The sequence below is a fragment of the Microcoleus sp. S13_C5 genome (assembly GCF_036700845.1).
In the GTDB taxonomy this organism is placed as follows: Bacteria; Cyanobacteriota; Cyanobacteriia; order Cyanobacteriales; family Microcoleaceae; genus Microcoleus.
The window spans coordinates 20,402-38,242 of the sequence record NZ_JAUBPR010000011.1 but is presented as its reverse complement, the minus strand read 5'-3'; the positions used below and the strand labels follow the sequence as shown (position 1 = coordinate 38,242).

Genomic DNA, 17,841 nt, shown 5'->3' with positions numbered 1-17,841 from the left:
CAGTAGCTTTGCCCCAGTTCTGAAGCGAGTTAGCTGTCGCGGCCCAAAAAGAACAGCGCGAAACCGCTCGTAGTTCAGTTAAATGTACTTTTCCAGAGTGTTGGCCAAAGTAGTTTTCGGAACTGCCCCAACCACCATATCCACACGTTGACCACCCTTAAATATCATCAGCGTCGGAATGCTGCGGATACCGTATTGGCTGGCCACGTTAGGATTCTCGTCGGTATTAACTTTTACTACCTTGACCTGCCCTTCATATTGCTGGGCAATTTCGTCTACGACGGGCGCCACCATCCGACAGGGCCCGCACCAGGGAGCCCAAAAATCCACTAGAACTGGAACTTCGCTATCGAGCACTTCCTGCTTAAAGGTAGAGTCGGTTACTTGCGCGGCTGCTGACATCCCTAGCCATCCTTGTAAATACTATTTCTCGGATAACAAGTCTAGCAAAAAGTGTAACCACTTGCGTCAACGATTTTAAGAGAAGGCTTATGAAGGAAGAAGGAAGACGGTAGAAGCAAGAGGGAAGACGGTAGGAGGAAGAAGGCACAAGGTTTCTGAAGGAACAAGGCACTTATGTTTCCGAAGGCACTTATGTTTCCGAAGGCAGAATGGACTTATGTAGAAGAAAAATTCTCCCACTCCCAGACTCTCCCACTCTCCCACTCTGGGCCTCTCCGGAGCTACAAGCCTCAGTTCTGTATCTAGTAAGCAAGAGCGAAGATTTCCGGCAAAAAAGGAACCGCCCGAACAGTAGTCCGGGCGGAGTGTGGTGTGAGGAGTGAACGGAAACATTCGTCTCCGCTTCTTATATTGTGACATCTCCTTCTGGATAATTCCACAATATTCTGTAAATTTCGAGACTCTTGAACAAATTTTGTCAAGGTATGCTGGTATTTGATCGGTAAATCTACTTACCCATGCCCAACTGTTGAGCTTTTTGATAGACTTTACCCTCAGTCAGCAGAGAAGGAGCAATTACCACTTCCACTTGCTGCATCTCCTTAATATCCTTAGCGCCCAAGGTACCCATGCTAGTTTTCAGAGCTCCGAGCAAGTTGTGGGTACCGTCATCTAGCAGCGCAGGCCCGCGCAAAATTTGCTCCACAGTCCCCGTAGTCCCCACGCGAATGCGAGTGCCGCGCGGCAAAACCGGGCTGGGAGTGGCCATTCCCCAGTGAAAGCCGCGGCCGGGAGCTTCGGCGGCCCTGGCAAAGGGCGAACCAATCATCACTCCATCGGCACCGCAGGCAATGCACTTGCAGATATCGCCGCCAGTAATTAAACCGCCGTCAGCAATCACCGACACGTATTTGCCAGTTTCGCGATAGTAGTCGTCCCGCGCGGCGGCGCAGTCTGCGACCGCTGTGGCTTGGGGAACGCCGACACCCAATACGCCCCGAGACGTGCAAGCAGCCCCCGGCCCAATGCCCACGAGAATGCCTGCGGCGCCGGTTTTCATTAAATTCAGGGCGACTTCGTAGGTGACGCAGTTGCCCAAAATTACTGGTATCGGCATCTCTTGACAGAATTGTGTCAAATCTAAAGATGAGATTGATTCAGGGGAAAGGAAAGCTGTCGAGACTACAGTTGCTTGCACAAAAAATATATCGGCTCCAGATTCAGCAACCGTCCGGCCGTATTTGCTCGCGCCGGCTGGTGTACCGCTGACGGCGGCAATCCCTCCTCCAGCTTTAATTTCTTTAATTCTCAGGTCGATTAATTCTGGCTTGATGGGTTCGGCATAGAGTTGCTGCATCAGGGAAACAAATTCGTGGTTCCCGACACTGGCGATGCGCTCTAATATTGGCTGGGGGTCGGCATAGCGGGTTTGAATTCCTTCTAGGTTGAGCACGCCCAGTGCTCCCAATTCCGACAGCAAAATGGCCATGCGGACATCGACTACTCCATCCATGGCGCTGGCGATGATCGGGATTTCTCGATCGATCCCACCAATCTGCCACTTGGTATCTGCCAAACTCGGGTCGAGGGTGCGCTGTCCTGGTACGAGCGCAATTTCATCTATGCCGTAAGCTCGGCGAGCACTTTTGCCCCGCCCAATTTCAATATTCACGCTGTTTCACTTCCACAATGTATTTAAATTAGAGTAACAAAAAGTTAGCCCGCCGGAGTTTAGCTATCGCACGGCTGTCTTTCAAAAAAACTCGGCACTGATTCTGATTGTATTCTGATTATATGAAATCGAAGGGGATACTTTTCCTCAGCAACGGCCACGGGGAAGACGCGATTAACTGTCAAATTCTCAAAGCTTTGAGAGTATCTGGCGCGGATGTTGATGTTTCGGCAATGCCGATTGTAGGTGACGGGGCTGCTTACCGCCGATCGACCGTGCCAATTATTGGGCCCACCAGTCAAATGCCGTCTGGGGGAGTTTTTTACATGAATCCCCTGTTTTTCCTCAAAGATATTGGGGCAGGGCTAATTGCTTTGACTTGGCAGCAATTGCAGGCTGTTTGGAGGCATTCGCGCCACTGCGATTTGGTGGTGGCGACTGGGGATATTGTCGCGGCGGCGATCGCCCATGCCAGCAACCGCCCCTATATAATTTTTCTATCGGCCCATTCTAGTTATTACGAAGGGCGAGTCGATTTGGGTTTAATCTTGTGGCAGTTGCTTTGCTCAGAGAAATGTCTGGCGGTTTTTACTAGAGATGCTTTGACTGCTGCTGACTTAAATCGACAGGGTTTAAAGAAAGCTCAGTTTGTCGGCAATCCTGTCATGGACAACCTCAATTCTACGGGCAAAGATTTGCAGTTAATTCCCGGAGTTCGGACGATCGCCCTTCTTCCCGGTTCTCGCCTCCCGGAAGCCACTAACAACCTCGTTTTGCTCCTGGATCTGGTTAAAGAAATTGCTAGTAACTCTACTTTACTGGTGCAGTTTCGGGCAGCTTTAGTTCCGGCTTTGATACCTCAATTAGATGATATTGCGGCGCGCTCTGGATGGCAACACCGATCGGGCAAGCTCATTTTTCCAGCAATCAAACGGTCTTTTCGCGAACAAAAATTAGAACTAGAAGTAATTTCCTCAGCCGATGCTTTCGCCGATATTTTGCAGCAGTCTAGTTTAGTAATTGGGATGACTGGAACTGCTGTCGAACAAGCTGTGGGCTTGGGAAAACCTGTAATTGCAGTACCGGGAAACGGCCCTGCATTTACCTATCGGTTTGCGGAGGCTCAAAATCGGCTTTTAGGTGATACGGTGCAGGTTCTTGGCACACAACCTGTGAATTGTGATATTATCAAGGAAGCTGCTTTGGCAGTCGAGCGCACTTTGCAAGATGATAAATATTTAGCCAGTTGCATTCACAATGGTTTAGAAAGAATGGGGCGATCGGGCGGCAGCATAAAAATTGCTAATTACGTGGCAAACTATCTGGGTTATTGATTGTGGTAGGGTGCGTCAGGTTTGAAATTTTCAAGCGCCACAAAAAGTCTAATTCTGACGCACCATTTATTTCCTGGTGCGTCAGTATGAGATTGTTGATTGATCGCAAAAATAATTGTGGCTGACGCACCCTACTGCTATTTCAACAGCTCAGAAACAGTTTTAAACTCGTAACCTTTCGACTGCAAATCCTTGACAATCATCTCGGTTGCTGCTACGGTTTTCGAGCGATCGCCCCCGCCGTCGTGCATCACCACAATCGAACCCGATCGCACATTTGCAATCACCCGCTTTGCGATATCTTCTACGGTGTGTGTTTTTTCATAATCTTGAGAATCCACATCCCACATTATCAGTTTTTTGTGCATTTGGGATACCAAATAAGACAAAACTACAAATCGCCTACCCCAAGGTGGCCGAAAACTAATACTGTCTTGCTTAACCCCAACTTCCTGCAAAAGTTTGTCCGTTTTTTCAATCTCAGACACCAAAACTTCCCGGGGTTTAAACATCATATCTTTGTGAGAGTAGGAATGGTTTGCCAACTCATCTCCCCTCGCGATAATCATTTTCACGATTTCTGGATGTTTCTCAATATTGCGGCCGATTTCAAAAAAAGTGGCTTTAACTTTATAGCGGTCTAAGATATCTAAAAGCTGATTTGTGTAGGGAGGATAGGGCCCGTCGTCGTAGGTGAGGGCAACAACTTTAACTTCGGTATCGGCACGGTTGATGCCGAAATAATTGTGAAATTTAGTAACTTTAATCAACAGTGATACTCCGAAAAATAACGCTATTGTAAAAAGCAGAAACTTTTGTAATTTTTTACCGATTCGCATAGCTGCACGCACTCGATCGAAAATGAAAGTGGATTGTTGTCAGATTACCACAATTGGGGAGCTGAATCCTTAAGCTATTTTATTATTATTAATAATCGTCCATTCCGAGATTTTTCAGTTTTGGCGATCCTACAGTAGCTAGAGGCTGCGATCGCCATTGCCGTTGTACGCCCGATCGGGCGTACTTGCGTAAGTCATATTGAAATTAACAGAGGTGAGGAGTGCGATCGCGCGCTTGAAGAGAAATGTATCGAAATAGGAACGCGATCGCAACTTTATTTTTTCTACCCTCCGATAACTCCCCACCTACAGATCGTTTCTCAACTACGCTTCAACTATCAGAGTAATGTTTTCAAGTCTCACGACGCGAACAACTTCACCGGGTTGCAAAGTTATTTCTCGAACGCACTTGGCAGGCCACCAACTGCTTTGAAATCGCACACTGCCGGACTGATTGGGTTTAATTTCTTCTTCAACGATCGCTCTTTCTAAATGGCTGACAGTCATGATTACTTTCTCCTGCTTCTAGGTTGGCCTGAACTTTGGGATGCTATAAACCTATAGCTCGACTCCCTAACCCATTGATTTATAACGACGCTTCAACTATTAAAGTAATATTGTCAATTCCGACTACGCGAACCACGTCACCGGGTTCAAAAGTCAGGTCTCCATCGCACTTCGCCGGCCACCAACTGTTTTGGAAACGAACGCGACCGGGCTCATTAGGTCGAATTTCTTCATCCACGATCGCTTTTTCGGAATTGTCAAAATTCATGATTGCTTACTCCCGATTGTAGATTTGCCTTAACTTTCAGAATTGATCGCAAACGACGCTGCAACAATCAAAGTAATATTTTCAATTCCCACGACGCGAACTACCTCACCAGGTTCAAAAGTCATGTCTCGATCGCACTTCGCCGGCCACCAACTGTTTTGGAAACGAACGCGGCCGCATTCTTGAGGGCGAATTTGTTCATCTACGATCGCTGTTTCAACATCGTTAATAGACATAGCTGCTTGCTCCAAAATATAAACTCGACTCAATAGGCGTGTAAGTTAGAAGCTTGTCTGTCAACTTCCCCTCCACACTCAACAGTATCCCCGGCCAACCTCGGCCGTGTCAGTCGGGAAAAGTCTATACAAGTCCACTGTTTGAGCGTGTAAGCGAGTCGGAAAAAGTCTGTTAAAGTTGTGTCAGATGGGTAACGCTAAACCTGGTGACTCAATGGAAGCCGATCGTGCACTGGATTTTACTAATTCGTTACTTGTGGCTCGAAACCTGAAAACTCTCGACAACCTTGACAGCGCTATCTTTCGCGAAGCTTGGATGGGAGTGCAAGGCAGGACGTACCAACAGGTTGCAGATAGTGAAGGGTATGGAGTAGGGACTGTTAAGGATGCTGCCTCTAATTTGTGGAAGCGGCTTTCAGCGCTGTTTGGAGAAGGAGAAAAAGTAAAAAGAGACAACCTTCAAGCGGTTGTAGAGCGGTATTGGCGCAGCTACTCGAAACTTGAACCGCAGTCGGGACAAACTGTTCCGGCCCAAGTATCTCCTGGACTTGATGCGGATTTGGAAATCGAAAACCCGAATTTTTTGGGCCGGTTCGGGGCGATCGAAGATCTCAATACTCTTGTCGCCCAAGGTGCAAAAGTGATTGTCATCCAAAGTGCCGGCGGTATCGGCAAAACAACTTTGGCCAGACAGTATCTCAAATCTCAAGGGTTCGATCGAGTAATTGAACTGTTGATGGCAAAAGAGACAGAAAACATCACAGCTTTGGAAAGCGCGATCGAAGAATGGCTCAAGCAAGACTTTCAGGAAGAACCCGGCCCAGACTTTGGCGTCACCTTGGGGCGGCTCAAGCGGCAGCTTCAGACTCACAAAGTCGGCGTATTGATTGACAATTTGGAAGCCGCACTCGACGGACAAGGTAAGTTTATTGAACCGCATCGGCTTTACGTGGAACTGTTGCGAGTTTTGGCAGACGCAGCAGTGCAGTCGGTAACGCTGATTACCAGTCGCGATCGACTGTGCGATTCTGATGTCACCGTCGAACACTACCTGCTTCCGGGATTGGAAGTTGAAGTTTGGTGGCAGTTTTTTAGCTGCCGCAACATCAACATAGATGATGTCGCCCTCAAGGAAATGCACAAAGTTTACGGCGGCAATGCCAAAGCAATGGGCATTATTTGCGGCACGATCCGAGAAGATTTTGACGGAGATATGGCGGCTTACTGGCTGGAAAACAGCGACCATCCCCTCGTTGAAACAGACTTAAAAAATTTAGTTACCAGTCAATTTAACCGCCTCCTCGAACTCGATCCTGAAGCCTATCAACTCCTCTGTCGCTTGGGCTGTTATCGGTATCAAGACGTGCCGACAGTCCCTACTGACGGACTTTTGTGTTTGCTGTGGGACGTGCCCGAAGCCGGACGCCGACAAATCATTAAATCGCTGTTGCACCGATCGCTAGTCGAGTCTCAGAAGGGCGAATACTGGCTGCATCCAGCAATTCGGGAAGAAGCGGTCGATCGCCTCTCGCCCGGAGACTGGGAAACTGCAAACCGCAAAGCAGCCGAGTTCTGGACAGAGAGTGTCGAGATTATTGAAACTGTAGAAGATGCGCTGAAAGCTTTTGAAGCTTACTATCATTATGTGGCAATTAGCTGTTTCGAGCAGGCCGCTAGCGTCATCCTCAAAAAAATAAATATCCAGTTTGCAAAAGATTACAAGCTCGGTCAAGCGCTCTACAAATTAGGTTTCTTGCAGCCAATAATTTCAGCAACTACTCGCATCGTCAACAATGTAACTTCTGACTATTATTTGAGCGGTCTTTACAGTATTTTAGGCGTTTGTTACCGGATATTAGGCGAGATAAATCAAGCCATAGAATGCCACCAAATATCGGAAATAAAAGCAACTAAGTCTTTGCAAATTATAGCGAAAAGCAGCGAACCGGAAAATGACAAACAAGCTAATCTAGAATTCTGGAAAGTTAACGCTGCAATTAATATAGGTTTTTGTAAAATAGAAATGCGGGAATTAGAATCAGCTATGGAGATATTTGTCAAGCTGAAAAATTCGCGGGACGAAATCGGGATTAATAGCTATTCGCTCAATGTCGGGTTAGCTTTCCTCAACTCCTGTATCGGAGCCAAAAAAGAGGCGGAAGAACTCGCCGAAAAACTGTATGCCGATCGGGAAAACAGTCAGTTGGTGGGTACGGGATACAAGTTAGTTTTTCTCGCCGCCACCTATCAAAACCTGGGAGAGACAGATAAAGCTTTGAGCTTGTACCGCCAAGCGATCGCCCAAGCCGATCAAAACCAGTACAGCACCATCAAAGCCAAATCTCTCAGCGGTATAGCAGCGCTGTACCGAGAACGGGGAGAATTAGACCAAGCCCTACAGCACCATGCAGAAGCAATAGAAATACTCGATCAAGCTACCGCCAAATTAGACCGAGCCGAAGCTTGCTATCAACTAGCACTAACAGAACAAAAACTTGGTAACATTGAGAAAAGTCAAGAAAATTTTGAGCGCGCCCTTCAACTGTTCAGCGAAATGGACGCTAGCAAACAAGTAGAAAAAGTACAGTTAGCCGCGACAAAAAAAACAGAAAAAATACCTAATTAATCGAGCAAAAAATCAGAAAATAGATACAATAAACGAAAGAACAACCATAAACTTTGTAGATATGAAACTAAAACGATTGGGACACGTAGCCGTCTGCGTGCAAGACATAGAGAAGTCTGCTGAATTTTACCGCAACTTGGGTATGGAGTTAGTCTGGAAAGATGCAGACTGGGCTTATTTGAAAGCAGGAGAGGACGGATTGGCGCTGTTGAGTCCGAGTTACGACCAAGCAGGGGCGCATTTTGGGTTTGTATTTGACGATCGTACCGAAATGGAATCCGCCTACGAACAACTCAAAGCCGATGGTGTTTCCGTCACCCACATTCACGAACACCGCGACGGTACTGCATCCTTCTACGGCAGAGATCCAGATGGGAACGGCTTCGAGTATCTTTACGAACCAGCCTGACTATTTTCGGACTTGCGGATCGCGAGCGGGCTAAATCCGCGTAAGGTGCGCCAGGCCGCGCACGCTACAGATTAGTGTGTCGGCCCACTCCTAACCGATTGCTGACGGCCCGGAACCTCGCTGCAACTCCCCGAATAATGTGAGGTACTCACACCGACGCTTCTACCTTAAGGTGCAGGCTGTGAATCAGAAATATATCCACAAGTTCCGAAAATCAGCTCGATAATCTAAAATCTAAAATCTAAAATCTAAAATCCTCATGTTGCAGAGAATACAAGTCAGAAACCGCTGGAAATCCATCTTCAAACCCTGGGAAGAAGCAGACCCTTGGCTGTTCGCCGCTTGCATCGCCCTCACCATCTTCGGGGGAATCATGATCCGCAGCGTCGAAATCAACCAGGGGCTGATCGACTGGTGGCGACACTGGGTAACTGGGGCAGTCGGTTTGTTCCTCGCCATCATCATTTCCCGCTGCCGCTACCAAATACTGCTTGAGTGGAAATGGCCGATTTACATATTAATCAATTTGTCCCTGATCGCAGTGCGTTTTATCGGTACTACAGGGCTCGGTGCCCAGCGGTGGATCAACATCGGCGGCTTTTACCTGCAACCGTCAGAATTTGCCAAAGTAGGCATGATTGTCACTTTAGCAGCTCTCCTGCACGACAAGACTGTCCCCACGGTGGGTAATATGTTGAGGATGCTGGCGATTATGGCTGTACCCTGGGGATTGATATTTGCCGAACCAAATTTAGGTACTTCCTTGGTGTTTGGCGCAATCACAATGGGGATGTTTTACTGGGGTAATGTCAATCCCGGCTGGCTAATATTGCTATTCTCTCCTCTACTGTCAGTTCTCTTCAATAACCTGTCTACACCGATTTGGATAGCCTGGGTAGTTGTTGCGGGTATTATCGCTTGGCGAACCCTGCCTTGGCCCTGGTTAGGGACTTTCGGTACTGTGTTGGTGAACGTTGTTTCTGGACACCTGGGACATATTTTTTGGAATGTGCTCAAGGATTATCAAAAAATGCGCCTGACAGGGTTTTTAAACCCGGAGAAAGACCCTTTAGGCAGCGGATATCACTTGATTCAATCTCGGATTGCTATTGGGGCTGGGGAACTAAAAGGCAGGGGTTTGTTTCACGGAACGCAAACTCAGCTTAACTTTATTCCCGAACAGCATACGGACTTTATCTTTTCCGCTATTGGCGAAGAATTGGGGTTTATTGGCTGCATTTGCGTGCTATTGGTGTTCTGGATAATGTGTTTCCGGTTGGTGACGATCGCTCAAACTGCTAACGATAATTTTGGTTCTTTGCTGGCGATCGGCATACTGTCAATGTTGATTTTTCAGGTGTTCGTAAATATTGGGATGAACATTGGCTTGGCTCCGGTTACGGGTATTCCCCTGCCTTTCCTAAGTTACGGGAATGCGTCGCTGCTGAGTAATTTTCTCGGCCTGGGGCTGGTGGAGGCGGTGGCAAGCCAGCGACAGCGCAAGAAGCGTTGGAATTAGGTCATTGGTAATTGCTTCTGGGAATGCGATCGCCCTTTTGATTTCTTTCGAGAAATTCTGCGGGCGATCGCATTTTTTTTTGCTCGGCCTAGGCGCATCTAAATTTTACGGTTCCTGAGCGGAGCCTTTAGGACACTTAAGTTTGATAAAATTCTTGTGGGGTGCGCGCGAGAACCCGCCCCCAAATCAAATTTAGATGCCCAACACCTTAAGTACATCAACTTAATTCAACCACTCCTGACGCAAACAATAAATGCTTTTGTGCGCTAGGGGTAAGCCACACTCTCTGCCATGGACGCCCTACTGAGGACGTTATCAATGCCTGAAACCATTGCTATTATTACTTTTTTTTCTTCCTTCCTTCTTCCTTCTTCCTTTCTTCTTCCTCCTTCCTTCTTCCTGACATCCGTTACATCCGTTACATCCGTTAGAGAATCCGTTGCCGAACTTCCTTCTTCATGACATCCGTTAGAGAATCCGTTGCCGAACTTCCTTCGCATCTGATTACTCGTTCATATTCTTGTACGTAGCAACAGCCGAAGGGGAACTCCGGTTTAAATAACGGAATATCCAATACTTAAATACCGTATCCAAGATCACTGGAAACGTTGCAATGAACAAAAATATGAACTGCCTATTTTCTGGCAGTCCCAAATGCCTCGATATACCTTCGAGAACTACTTCCCAACCATGAGGCGAGTGGAATCCGACAAACACATCTGTAAACAAAATAATTACGAAAGCTTTCGCACTGTCGCTGAGGCCGTAAATCACATCGTCCATGAAAGACTTTAAAATCTCAATCTCTTTCTTGTTAGTGACGATGATCGCGACAAAGGCTATGCAGGAAATCAAATCGGCAAAAATATTTTTAATAGCTCCACCACTTTCACCACGGTATTCCTCCGCTAGCTCAACTGCTTTCTCTGCCATCATCTTTTCCGTTTCCTCTAAAGAAAGCGACGGAGCAGTGCCTATTAACCTTTCAAATTTGAGGTGTTGCTCAAATCTCTCCAGTTCTTGGAATGCTTCTTCTTCCAGGTTAACATTTAGGAAAACTGGGGCATTTTCTCGACCTCTAAAATGGTCAACTACCGGTCCGACTAGAAAGTTTTTGGAAATTTGATTCGTCAACAGCGGAACTAAAATCAAAAGCAAAATGAATCTCAGAGAAATAATTGTTTTTACTTTGGAATTGCGGAAATTCTTAACTACTTCTTTTTCCGCTTCCGGGTCTAAATCTTTAGTAATTCGATTCAAAGTTCCCAAAAGCGATCGCGGTAATAAATTCACTTCTTCATAATTAGTGTCAACCTCACCATCGTGAATTTGAACCGAATTAGCTGAACCTTTATTTTTGGGGTCAGGTGGAGAGCTGCTATTTGTTGTAGATTTTGCCTGCAGATTTACTGAACTGACAACCGGAACAATGGCCGTTGATCTACTATTATTAATATACTTGTCGATGACTCCATCAATAAACTCTAGCTTCTCAAATACAAGGGAGGCTCTATCTTTATTGTTGAGATCTAATCCGTGCTGGTGACGGTCAGCGTTGTGCCCCGTTTTCGGTTTGGCCCCCACTCGCTCCGGCAGTTCCAAAAAAGAACGGCTAGCATTAAACTCAACCATTCTGGTTTGGATGACCTTGAGGTATTTTTGCAGTTCGGATTTAAAGTAAGACAGGGTGCTTTGTCCGTAATCTCCCGATCGCTCAGAGATTCCTTGGCCCCCAAAATGCTCGTCTTCGATAGCCTTAATTGCTAACGCAGCATCGTAGGCCTGTTCTAGGGCCCTCTCAGGCGTTTCTCGATACCATTGGTTAGCGCTGTAGAGATATTTTACAATCCTGTTCCACAAAGAAGTATTCATAGCTAAAGCTGGTTAGTTGGCTGTAGACATTAGTGATTAAACTATTCACGGTATGGTAACAAATTTACCTAAATTGAGAACTGCCACCGAGGATTCAATTTGGATTGTCGGATCTGCCTGCAGTGGCAAAACCACTCGTTTAGTCGAGCAGTTCTGCATTTGGAGCAAAACTGTCAAGCCCCTGCCCACAACAGTTTCAGGGCGATCGAGTTCCGGGCGGCGGCGGGCTGGACAAGCTGCCCCAGCAATTTTAGTCTTAGCAGCTAACGGAGACAACCGGCTAGAATTGGCCGATCGCATCGCCGTCGCTACCGAAGGAAAATATACCTTTCACTCCACAACGCCCTTCGGTTTTTTTGAGCAGGAGGTATTGCTATTTTGGCCGCTGCTAGTTCAGTCGCTGGATTTGAGGGCTCAATTTCCCCTGCGGCTGCAACCTGAAACAGAACTGGAACTTGCAGCCAGACTCTGGCGTCGCGAACTAGACGAAGGCATTTTGCAACAAACAGGGGTAAGCCCAAACCGAATGGTGCGTCGAACACTAGACTTATTACAACTTGCTGCTGTCAGCGGTACGCCCAGAGAAGAGATTCCCAGCATTCTGGAACAGGGATTTGCTATCTCAGGCGGCTCGACCAACCTGTGGACTAGCATGGGAGAGTTGCTCGAAAGGTGGCGGGAATGGTGCTTGACGCGGGGGTTCCTGACTTACGGGATTGTTTGCGAACTCTACTGGCGCTATTTGTTGCCGGATGGCAGTTACCAGCAGCATTTAGCCTCTAGATACCAAGCTGTGATCGCAGACGATGTTGACGATTATCCCGCGATCAGTGGCCATTTGTTCGATCGAATGCTCGACCTAGGTGCAGCGGGGGCCTTCTCCTACAATCCGGATGGAGGAGTGCGTTTGGGCTTGGGCGCTGACACCGAATACCTAGCCCGACTCGAAGACCGCTGTCAAAGCGTGGAAAATTTGGACGCACAAGCCGGTTTAGCCCCAGAGATTGGAGATTTAGCGGTAAGTTTAGCAGTTAATTCTGAGGGTTTTTATCCTTTAGGCTTGAGTTTGCCCGGTAAAGTTCGATCGCTCCAAACCACTTCCCGGGCTCAACTGCTGCGAGAAACCGCCGAAATCATCGTGGATGCGGTGAAGTCACAAGCCGTGGAACCGCAGGAAATCGCCGTAATTGCCCCCGGGATGGATGCGATCGCCCGTTACAGTTTAACGGAAATTCTCGCGCGAGATGGTATCGCCGCCGTATCTCTCAACGATCAGCGTCCCCTCTCGGCTACCCCAGAGATTCGAGCTTTACTCACTTTGTTAGCCTTAGTTTATCCGGGACTCGGCCGTTTAGTCGATCGAGACGGCGCAGCCGAAATGCTGGTAGTGTTGGGCAGCCAGAAACACAGTTCATTGGAAACAGAAGATTCCAACTCAACTTTCAATCTAACATCTCAAATTCACAATCAAAAATCGATCGACCAAGTGAGAGCAGGTTTAATCGCCGATCACTGTTTTTGCCCAGATATCGATCGACCTCAATTGCTGCCAATTACAGCTTTTCCCCGGTGGGACAGACTGGGACACAGAGCAGCCAGGGCCTACGAGCAGATTGTCGAGTGGATCGAACAACAGCGGTCGCAACAGCAGGAGCGGCTGTTGCCGAGTCCAATTGCCCTGCTCGATCGAGCCATCCAGAAATTTCTCATGAACGACAGATACCTGCCCTACGATCGGCTAGCAGCCCTGCGCGAGTTAATGGAAACCGCCACCCACTACTGGGAAATCAACGGGCGAATGCAGCGCGTAGAACCAACAAACGGCGGCGACTCAGAAACGATCGCCCGGTTCATCCAGTTGTTGCGCCAAGGAACCGTCACCGCCAACCCCTTTCCAGTGCGTCCAGAAGGCCCAGCAGCCAGAGCCGTCACCCTCGCCAACATCTTCCAGTACCGCAGCAGCCGCCGCGCCCACAAATGGCACTTTTGGCTCGATGCCGGCTCGCCCCTGTGGCTGAGCGGCGGTGCGGCGACATTGTTTGGCGCTCCCTTATTTTTGCGATCCCAACTCGGGCGTCCCTGGGAAACCGAAGACGAAACGGCTGCCGACCAACAGCGACTGCGGCGAATTCTGCTAGATTTGTTAAGTCGCTGTTCTCTGCTTTACCTTTGCCACAGCGAACTATCCGTCAGTGGACAAGAACAAACCGGGCCACTTCTGCCCCTAATTAACAGCTCTGTTTCTTGTCAGCAGTCAGCATAAGACAGTCGGCTTCTGAAGGCAAGAGGCACAGATGTATTCGGCATTGAACATTCGGAAAGAAAAAATTATGACGGCGAAGATTTTTCTTTTTTCTGATTCTGGATAAATACACTGGGCTGACTCAAAGCCCGACTTCTAGGCTCTATCGAAATGGCGCGATATTAAAGTATACCCAAGATAGTCATCAAAACGTGCAATCATTAATATTTTGAGATCAAAAGATGCCGCGCTTAAAAAATATCTATAGCCGTTGCAGTTTTGATTTAGTATGTTAGAAATGATGGGGTTATTAATCAATTTTAAGCCAGATTTGTGGCAACAAACTGATACTAATCAGTTCTTAAAGTTAATCGGGATCGTCGTTTAAAGGAGCCAAAATAATGCCAAGTGCAGTGCCCGTAGTAGTTATACCAACACCAACACCAGAACCGACGCCAACACCAGAGACGCCAACACCAACACCCACTCCAACACCAACTCCGACTCCAACACCAACACCCACTCCGACGGGAACTCCAACTCCCTCCGGGGACGACACATTTGGCGGCATAGACGACACATTGGGCGGAGGTTCGGGTACCTCGCCTGGAGTCATCGGCGGCGTAGTCCGCGGCACCGAAACCAACGACTCCTTAGTTGGCAGTCCCGGGCCCGACGTGATTTCCGGGCTGCAAGGCAACGACAACCTGCAAGGAGCCGACGGCGACGATTTAGTATTCGGGGGCGATGATGATGATGTGTTGTTCGGGGGGCCAGGCAACGACGTTCTCGACGGCGGTTTAGGACTCGATACCCTTTACGGAGGCAAAGGCAACGACTCCCTAGACGGAGGAAATAACCCTGACCTGCTGTACGGCAATGACGGCAACGACACGGTAATCGGAGGCGAAGGCAGAGACACGGCTTACGGCGGCAAAGGCAGCGACAGCTTGCGGGGCGGTGCTGGCGACGATAGCTTTTTGGGCGATCGAGGCGACGACATTCTCTGGGGCGACCAAGGCAACGACTCGCTCTTCGGTGGCGACGGCGAAGACTTGCTATTTGGCAACGAAGGAGGCGACTGGCTCTACGGAAACGCCGGCGGGGACACATTTTTTTCCGGCGACGGCGACGACATCGTATTCGGCGGCGACGGTGATGACATCGTGGACGGCGGTGCAGGCAACGACGTTCTTTGGGGCGAAGCAGGCAAAGACATAATGGCAGGAGGCGAAGGCAGAGATGTCTTCGTCATCGGTGCCTTCAGTTCCCCCAGTGGCAGCAGCAACGGCACTAACCCGGCATTTCTCACTACAGGCGGCCCCGATATCGCCGATGCCGACATTTTCACAGACTTTCGCCAAGGCGAAGATTTAATCGGGTTAAGTGGCGACCTCAAGTTTGAAGATTTGGTAATCTTCCAAAGCACCGAGACCAAAGCCGGCAGTACGATTATTCGCAACGGCGTCAGCGGCGACTTTTTAGCAGTATTGCCCGGAGTGGACAGCAGAACCCTAGGGCGAAGCTCATTTGTAATTGCCCCCACAGTTCCCGGCAGCGCAACTCCGCTTCCCTTACCGACGCCGACAGCAAGTCCGACACCGACGCCGACAGCAAGTCCGACACCGACGCCGACGCCGACAGCAAGTCCGACACCGACGCCGACGCCGACAGCAAGTCCGACACCGACACCAAGTCCGACGCCGACTGAGCCGGTGCCGACGTTCCCGACACCGACGTTCCCGACACCGGGGTTGCCGACGCCGACAGGAAGTCCGACACCGACACCAAGTCCGACGCCCATCCTTAACCAACCTCCAAAAGCAGTTAACGATAACTTCACCACGGTTGCGGGTCAACCACTCACACTCAACGTTCTGTTGAACGACACTGACGCGGAACAAAGTGCTCTGACTGTCACGACTTTTAGTCCAACAGGCAAGGGGAGCCTGGTTCCCGTGGGCGGCGGCGTATTCAAATACACCCCGAATCCGGGCTTCTCGGGTACTGACAGCTTCAGCTACTCGATCTCAGACGGTAACGGTGGCACAAGTCAGGCGGTAGCAACCATCCGCGTCAGCAGCCCCCCGCAGCTAGTAATTAACGACGGTGTGGTGGTTGCCAAAAGTAATCCTACCCAGACAATCACCGCTGCGGATTTGTTAGTGACAGATCCCGACAACACGCCGTCGGAAATCTTTTACACGATTACCAAAGCCCCCGACGCTACCAGAGGTTTTGTCCAAAGGGGCACCACCTTTCTCAACGTCGGTGGCAAATTCACGCAAGACGATATCAACAACAACATCGTCAAATACAATTTGCTGGCGACAGGTGGCAGCGACAGTTTCACGTTTACAGCCTCCGACGGGTCTGCAACTGTTGGGCCGGCATCCTTCAGCATCACGGTGGTAGATAATATTGTCGATCGCAGCGCACTCCCGGCCAGCAGCTTTACAGGCAGCAACCTCAGCGACTTCATCCTCGGCGGGGCCGGCGACGATACCCTCTCTGGGGGCGACGGCAACGACATCATCGATGGTAATGGCGGCAACGACCTCCTATTCGGTGAAGCAGGCAACGACTCGCTGGTGGGTGCGATCGGCAACGACACAGTTGACGGCGGACTGGGCAACGACACCGTTGACGGCCAAGACGGCATAGACTCGCTAATCGGCGGACTGGGCAACGACCTGATGTTCGGCGGCAATGACAATGACATCCTCTTGGGCGGTGACAACAACGACACCATTGACGGCGGAACAGGCAATGACTCGATATTGGGAGAATCCGGCGACGACTCGATACTTGGTGGCGCCGGGATTGACACCTTACTTGGTGGCATTGGCGACGACTCCCTAGACGGCGGTGCAGGCGACGACATCCTCGACGGTGGACTGGGCAGAAACTTGCTTGACGGCGGTATGAATAACGATTCCATATCCGGCGGCGACAACGATGACACGGTTTTGGGAGGTTCGGGCAACGACACGGGACTGGGAGGTTCGGGCAATGACTACCTGTTGGGCGAGGCCGGCACCGATTCCCTCGACGGCCAAGCGGGCGACGACACTCTCGACGGCGGTGTCGGCAGCGACTGTCTCAGCGGCGCCTTCGGCAATGACTTGGTATTGGGCGGCGATGACAACGACTCGCTTTCCGGGGGTGCCGGCAATGACATTTTGGGCGGTGGTAACGGTTCTGACTTGCTCACGGGCGATGCTGGCAATGATTTCTTCTACTACGAAACTCCCAGCGAAGGCGTGGACGTGATTGCTGACTTTAACGCTAACGGCAGCGAGACAGACAGATTTTTGTTCAGGTCGTCAAATTTCGCAGGTTTAACCAACTCAGGAACTACTCTCGATTTCACCAGTTTTATCGTCAGGAATATCGGGTCTAGCGGCGACAACATTAGCAAGCAATCAGTCATTTTGTTTGAATCTAAATTTGACAACGCTCAAGCAGTAAATGCAGTGTTGAAAAATCAAAACGGTTCGAGCAAAACGGGAGCTTTCTTCGTGTACCTGAACAATACTTTTAACAAGTACGTTCTCGGGTTTGACCCAAATGTAGCAGATGACAGTCTCCCAGCTTTCGATTTGGCAGTGTTGAATTCTATTCCTACAGTGCCGGGAGCGCTCAGCACCGTCATTACTGCATCTGACTTTAAGTTTATTTAGTAGTTTTTGAGTAGCGTCGCAAGGAGGCGGAACAATGCCAGGTGCAGTACCAGTAATTTTTCTCGAAGGGCGACTACCCGATGAGAACGGGGATAGTTTGGATAGCGGCACGGCGCCGTCGCCTACGCCGTCGTCGGGGACTTCGACAACGATGACGGGGACTTCGACAACGATGACGGGGACTTCGACAACGATGACGGGGACTTCGACAACGATGACGGGGACTTCGACA

General features: G+C 49.3%; 16 protein-coding genes. 7 read left to right on the top strand and 9 right to left on the bottom strand.

Annotated features, from left to right (window positions below; all coding sequences use genetic code 11):
* Window positions 1-78 precede the first annotated feature (78 nt).
* On the bottom strand, window positions 79-402 hold the full coding sequence (gene trxA, locus QUA04_RS05070; RefSeq protein WP_006631199.1) for a thioredoxin: 324 nt from the start codon (window positions 400-402) through the stop codon (window positions 79-81).
* 508 nt (window positions 403-910) lie between these two features.
* Window positions 911-2,074: a GuaB3 family IMP dehydrogenase-related protein gene (locus QUA04_RS05065; protein WP_333254376.1), complete on the bottom strand. Its 1,164-nt coding sequence runs from the start codon at window positions 2,072-2,074 to the stop codon at window positions 911-913.
* Window positions 2,075-2,196: 122 nt separating this feature from the next.
* Between QUA04_RS05065 and QUA04_RS05060 the strand changes: the two genes are divergently transcribed.
* Window positions 2,197-3,408, top strand: a complete 1,212-nt coding sequence (locus QUA04_RS05060; protein ID WP_333254374.1) for a lipid-A-disaccharide synthase-related protein — start codon at window positions 2,197-2,199, stop codon at window positions 3,406-3,408.
* 137 nt (window positions 3,409-3,545) lie between these two features.
* Here QUA04_RS05060 and QUA04_RS05055 read toward each other — a convergent pair whose 3' ends face one another.
* From QUA04_RS05055 to QUA04_RS05035, 5 genes are all read right to left on the bottom strand, one after another.
* Complete coding sequence (locus tag QUA04_RS05055) at window positions 3,546-4,178, bottom strand: polysaccharide deacetylase family protein (RefSeq protein ID WP_333254372.1); 633 nt, start codon at window positions 4,176-4,178, stop codon at window positions 3,546-3,548.
* A 207-nt stretch (window positions 4,179-4,385) separates the two neighbouring features.
* The gene (locus tag QUA04_RS05050) at window positions 4,386-4,553 is read right to left on the bottom strand and encodes a hypothetical protein (RefSeq protein WP_333254370.1); all 168 of its coding nucleotides are present in this window, start codon (window positions 4,551-4,553) and stop codon (window positions 4,386-4,388) included.
* Window positions 4,554-4,571: 18 nt separating this feature from the next.
* Window positions 4,572-4,754 carry an NfeD family protein gene (locus tag QUA04_RS05045; RefSeq protein WP_015175752.1) on the bottom strand — a complete coding sequence of 61 codons (183 nt, stop codon included), beginning with the start codon at window positions 4,752-4,754 and terminating at the stop codon, window positions 4,572-4,574.
* 79 nt (window positions 4,755-4,833) lie between these two features.
* On the bottom strand, window positions 4,834-5,022 hold the full coding sequence (locus tag QUA04_RS05040; RefSeq protein WP_333254367.1) for an NfeD family protein: 189 nt from the start codon (window positions 5,020-5,022) through the stop codon (window positions 4,834-4,836).
* Window positions 5,023-5,051: 29 nt separating this feature from the next.
* Window positions 5,052-5,258: an NfeD family protein gene (locus QUA04_RS05035; RefSeq protein ID WP_333036967.1), complete on the bottom strand. Its 207-nt coding sequence runs from the start codon at window positions 5,256-5,258 to the stop codon at window positions 5,052-5,054.
* A 187-nt stretch (window positions 5,259-5,445) separates the two neighbouring features.
* On the opposite strand from QUA04_RS05035, the gene QUA04_RS05030 reads away from it, so the two are divergent.
* From QUA04_RS05030 to rodA, 3 genes are all read left to right on the top strand, one after another.
* Window positions 5,446-7,884, top strand: coding sequence for a tetratricopeptide repeat protein (locus QUA04_RS05030; RefSeq protein WP_333254365.1), 2,439 nt, complete (start codon window positions 5,446-5,448; stop codon window positions 7,882-7,884).
* Between the two features lie 61 nt (window positions 7,885-7,945).
* Window positions 7,946-8,293 (top strand): VOC family protein, encoded by a 348-nt coding sequence (locus QUA04_RS05025; RefSeq protein WP_333254363.1) that lies wholly within the window; start codon window positions 7,946-7,948, stop codon window positions 8,291-8,293.
* Window positions 8,294-8,552: 259 nt separating this feature from the next.
* Window positions 8,553-9,812, top strand: a complete 1,260-nt coding sequence (rodA, locus tag QUA04_RS05020; protein WP_333254361.1) for a rod shape-determining protein RodA — start codon at window positions 8,553-8,555, stop codon at window positions 9,810-9,812.
* A 266-nt stretch (window positions 9,813-10,078) separates the two neighbouring features.
* Here the strand turns inward: rodA and QUA04_RS05015 are convergent, their stop codons facing one another.
* The gene (locus QUA04_RS05015) at window positions 10,079-10,312 is read right to left on the bottom strand and encodes a hypothetical protein (protein WP_333254359.1); all 234 of its coding nucleotides are present in this window, start codon (window positions 10,310-10,312) and stop codon (window positions 10,079-10,081) included.
* 4 nt (window positions 10,313-10,316) lie between these two features.
* Entirely contained in the window at window positions 10,317-11,684 is a 1,368-nt protein-coding gene (locus QUA04_RS05010) for a proton extrusion protein PcxA (RefSeq protein WP_333254356.1), read from the bottom strand.
* Between the two features lie 52 nt (window positions 11,685-11,736).
* Between QUA04_RS05010 and QUA04_RS05005 the strand changes: the two genes are divergently transcribed.
* From QUA04_RS05005 to QUA04_RS04995, 3 genes are all read left to right on the top strand, one after another.
* The gene (locus QUA04_RS05005; RefSeq protein ID WP_333254354.1) at window positions 11,737-13,947 is read left to right on the top strand and encodes a recombinase family protein; all 2,211 of its coding nucleotides are present in this window, start codon (window positions 11,737-11,739) and stop codon (window positions 13,945-13,947) included.
* 380 nt (window positions 13,948-14,327) lie between these two features.
* Window positions 14,328-17,609 (top strand): Ig-like domain-containing protein, encoded by a 3,282-nt coding sequence (locus QUA04_RS05000; RefSeq protein ID WP_333254352.1) that lies wholly within the window; start codon window positions 14,328-14,330, stop codon window positions 17,607-17,609.
* Between the two features lie 34 nt (window positions 17,610-17,643).
* Window positions 17,644-17,841: hypothetical protein (locus tag QUA04_RS04995; protein WP_333254350.1), on the top strand; the 198-nt coding region annotated here is incomplete at its 3' end.

Coding starts and splice junctions, on each gene's coding strand:
- trxA (WP_006631199.1), bottom strand. CDS start 402: ATGTCAGCAGCCGCGCAAGTAACCGACTCTACCTTTAAGCAGGAAGTG.
- QUA04_RS05060 (WP_333254374.1), top strand. CDS start 2,197: ATGAAATCGAAGGGGATACTTTTCCTCAGCAACGGCCACGGGGAAGAC.
- QUA04_RS05045 (WP_015175752.1), bottom strand. CDS start 4,754: ATGACTGTCAGCCATTTAGAAAGAGCGATCGTTGAAGAAGAAATTAAA.
- QUA04_RS05040 (WP_333254367.1), bottom strand. CDS start 5,022: ATGAATTTTGACAATTCCGAAAAAGCGATCGTGGATGAAGAAATTCGA.
- QUA04_RS05035 (WP_333036967.1), bottom strand. CDS start 5,258: ATGTCTATTAACGATGTTGAAACAGCGATCGTAGATGAACAAATTCGC.
- QUA04_RS05030 (WP_333254365.1), top strand. CDS start 5,446: ATGGGTAACGCTAAACCTGGTGACTCAATGGAAGCCGATCGTGCACTG.
- QUA04_RS05025 (WP_333254363.1), top strand. CDS start 7,946: ATGAAACTAAAACGATTGGGACACGTAGCCGTCTGCGTGCAAGACATA.
- rodA (WP_333254361.1), top strand. CDS start 8,553: ATGTTGCAGAGAATACAAGTCAGAAACCGCTGGAAATCCATCTTCAAA.
- QUA04_RS05015 (WP_333254359.1), bottom strand. CDS start 10,312: ATGCGAAGGAAGTTCGGCAACGGATTCTCTAACGGATGTCATGAAGAA.
- QUA04_RS05010 (WP_333254356.1), bottom strand. CDS start 11,684: ATGAATACTTCTTTGTGGAACAGGATTGTAAAATATCTCTACAGCGCT.
- QUA04_RS05005 (WP_333254354.1), top strand. CDS start 11,737: ATGGTAACAAATTTACCTAAATTGAGAACTGCCACCGAGGATTCAATT.
- QUA04_RS05000 (WP_333254352.1), top strand. CDS start 14,328: ATGCCAAGTGCAGTGCCCGTAGTAGTTATACCAACACCAACACCAGAA.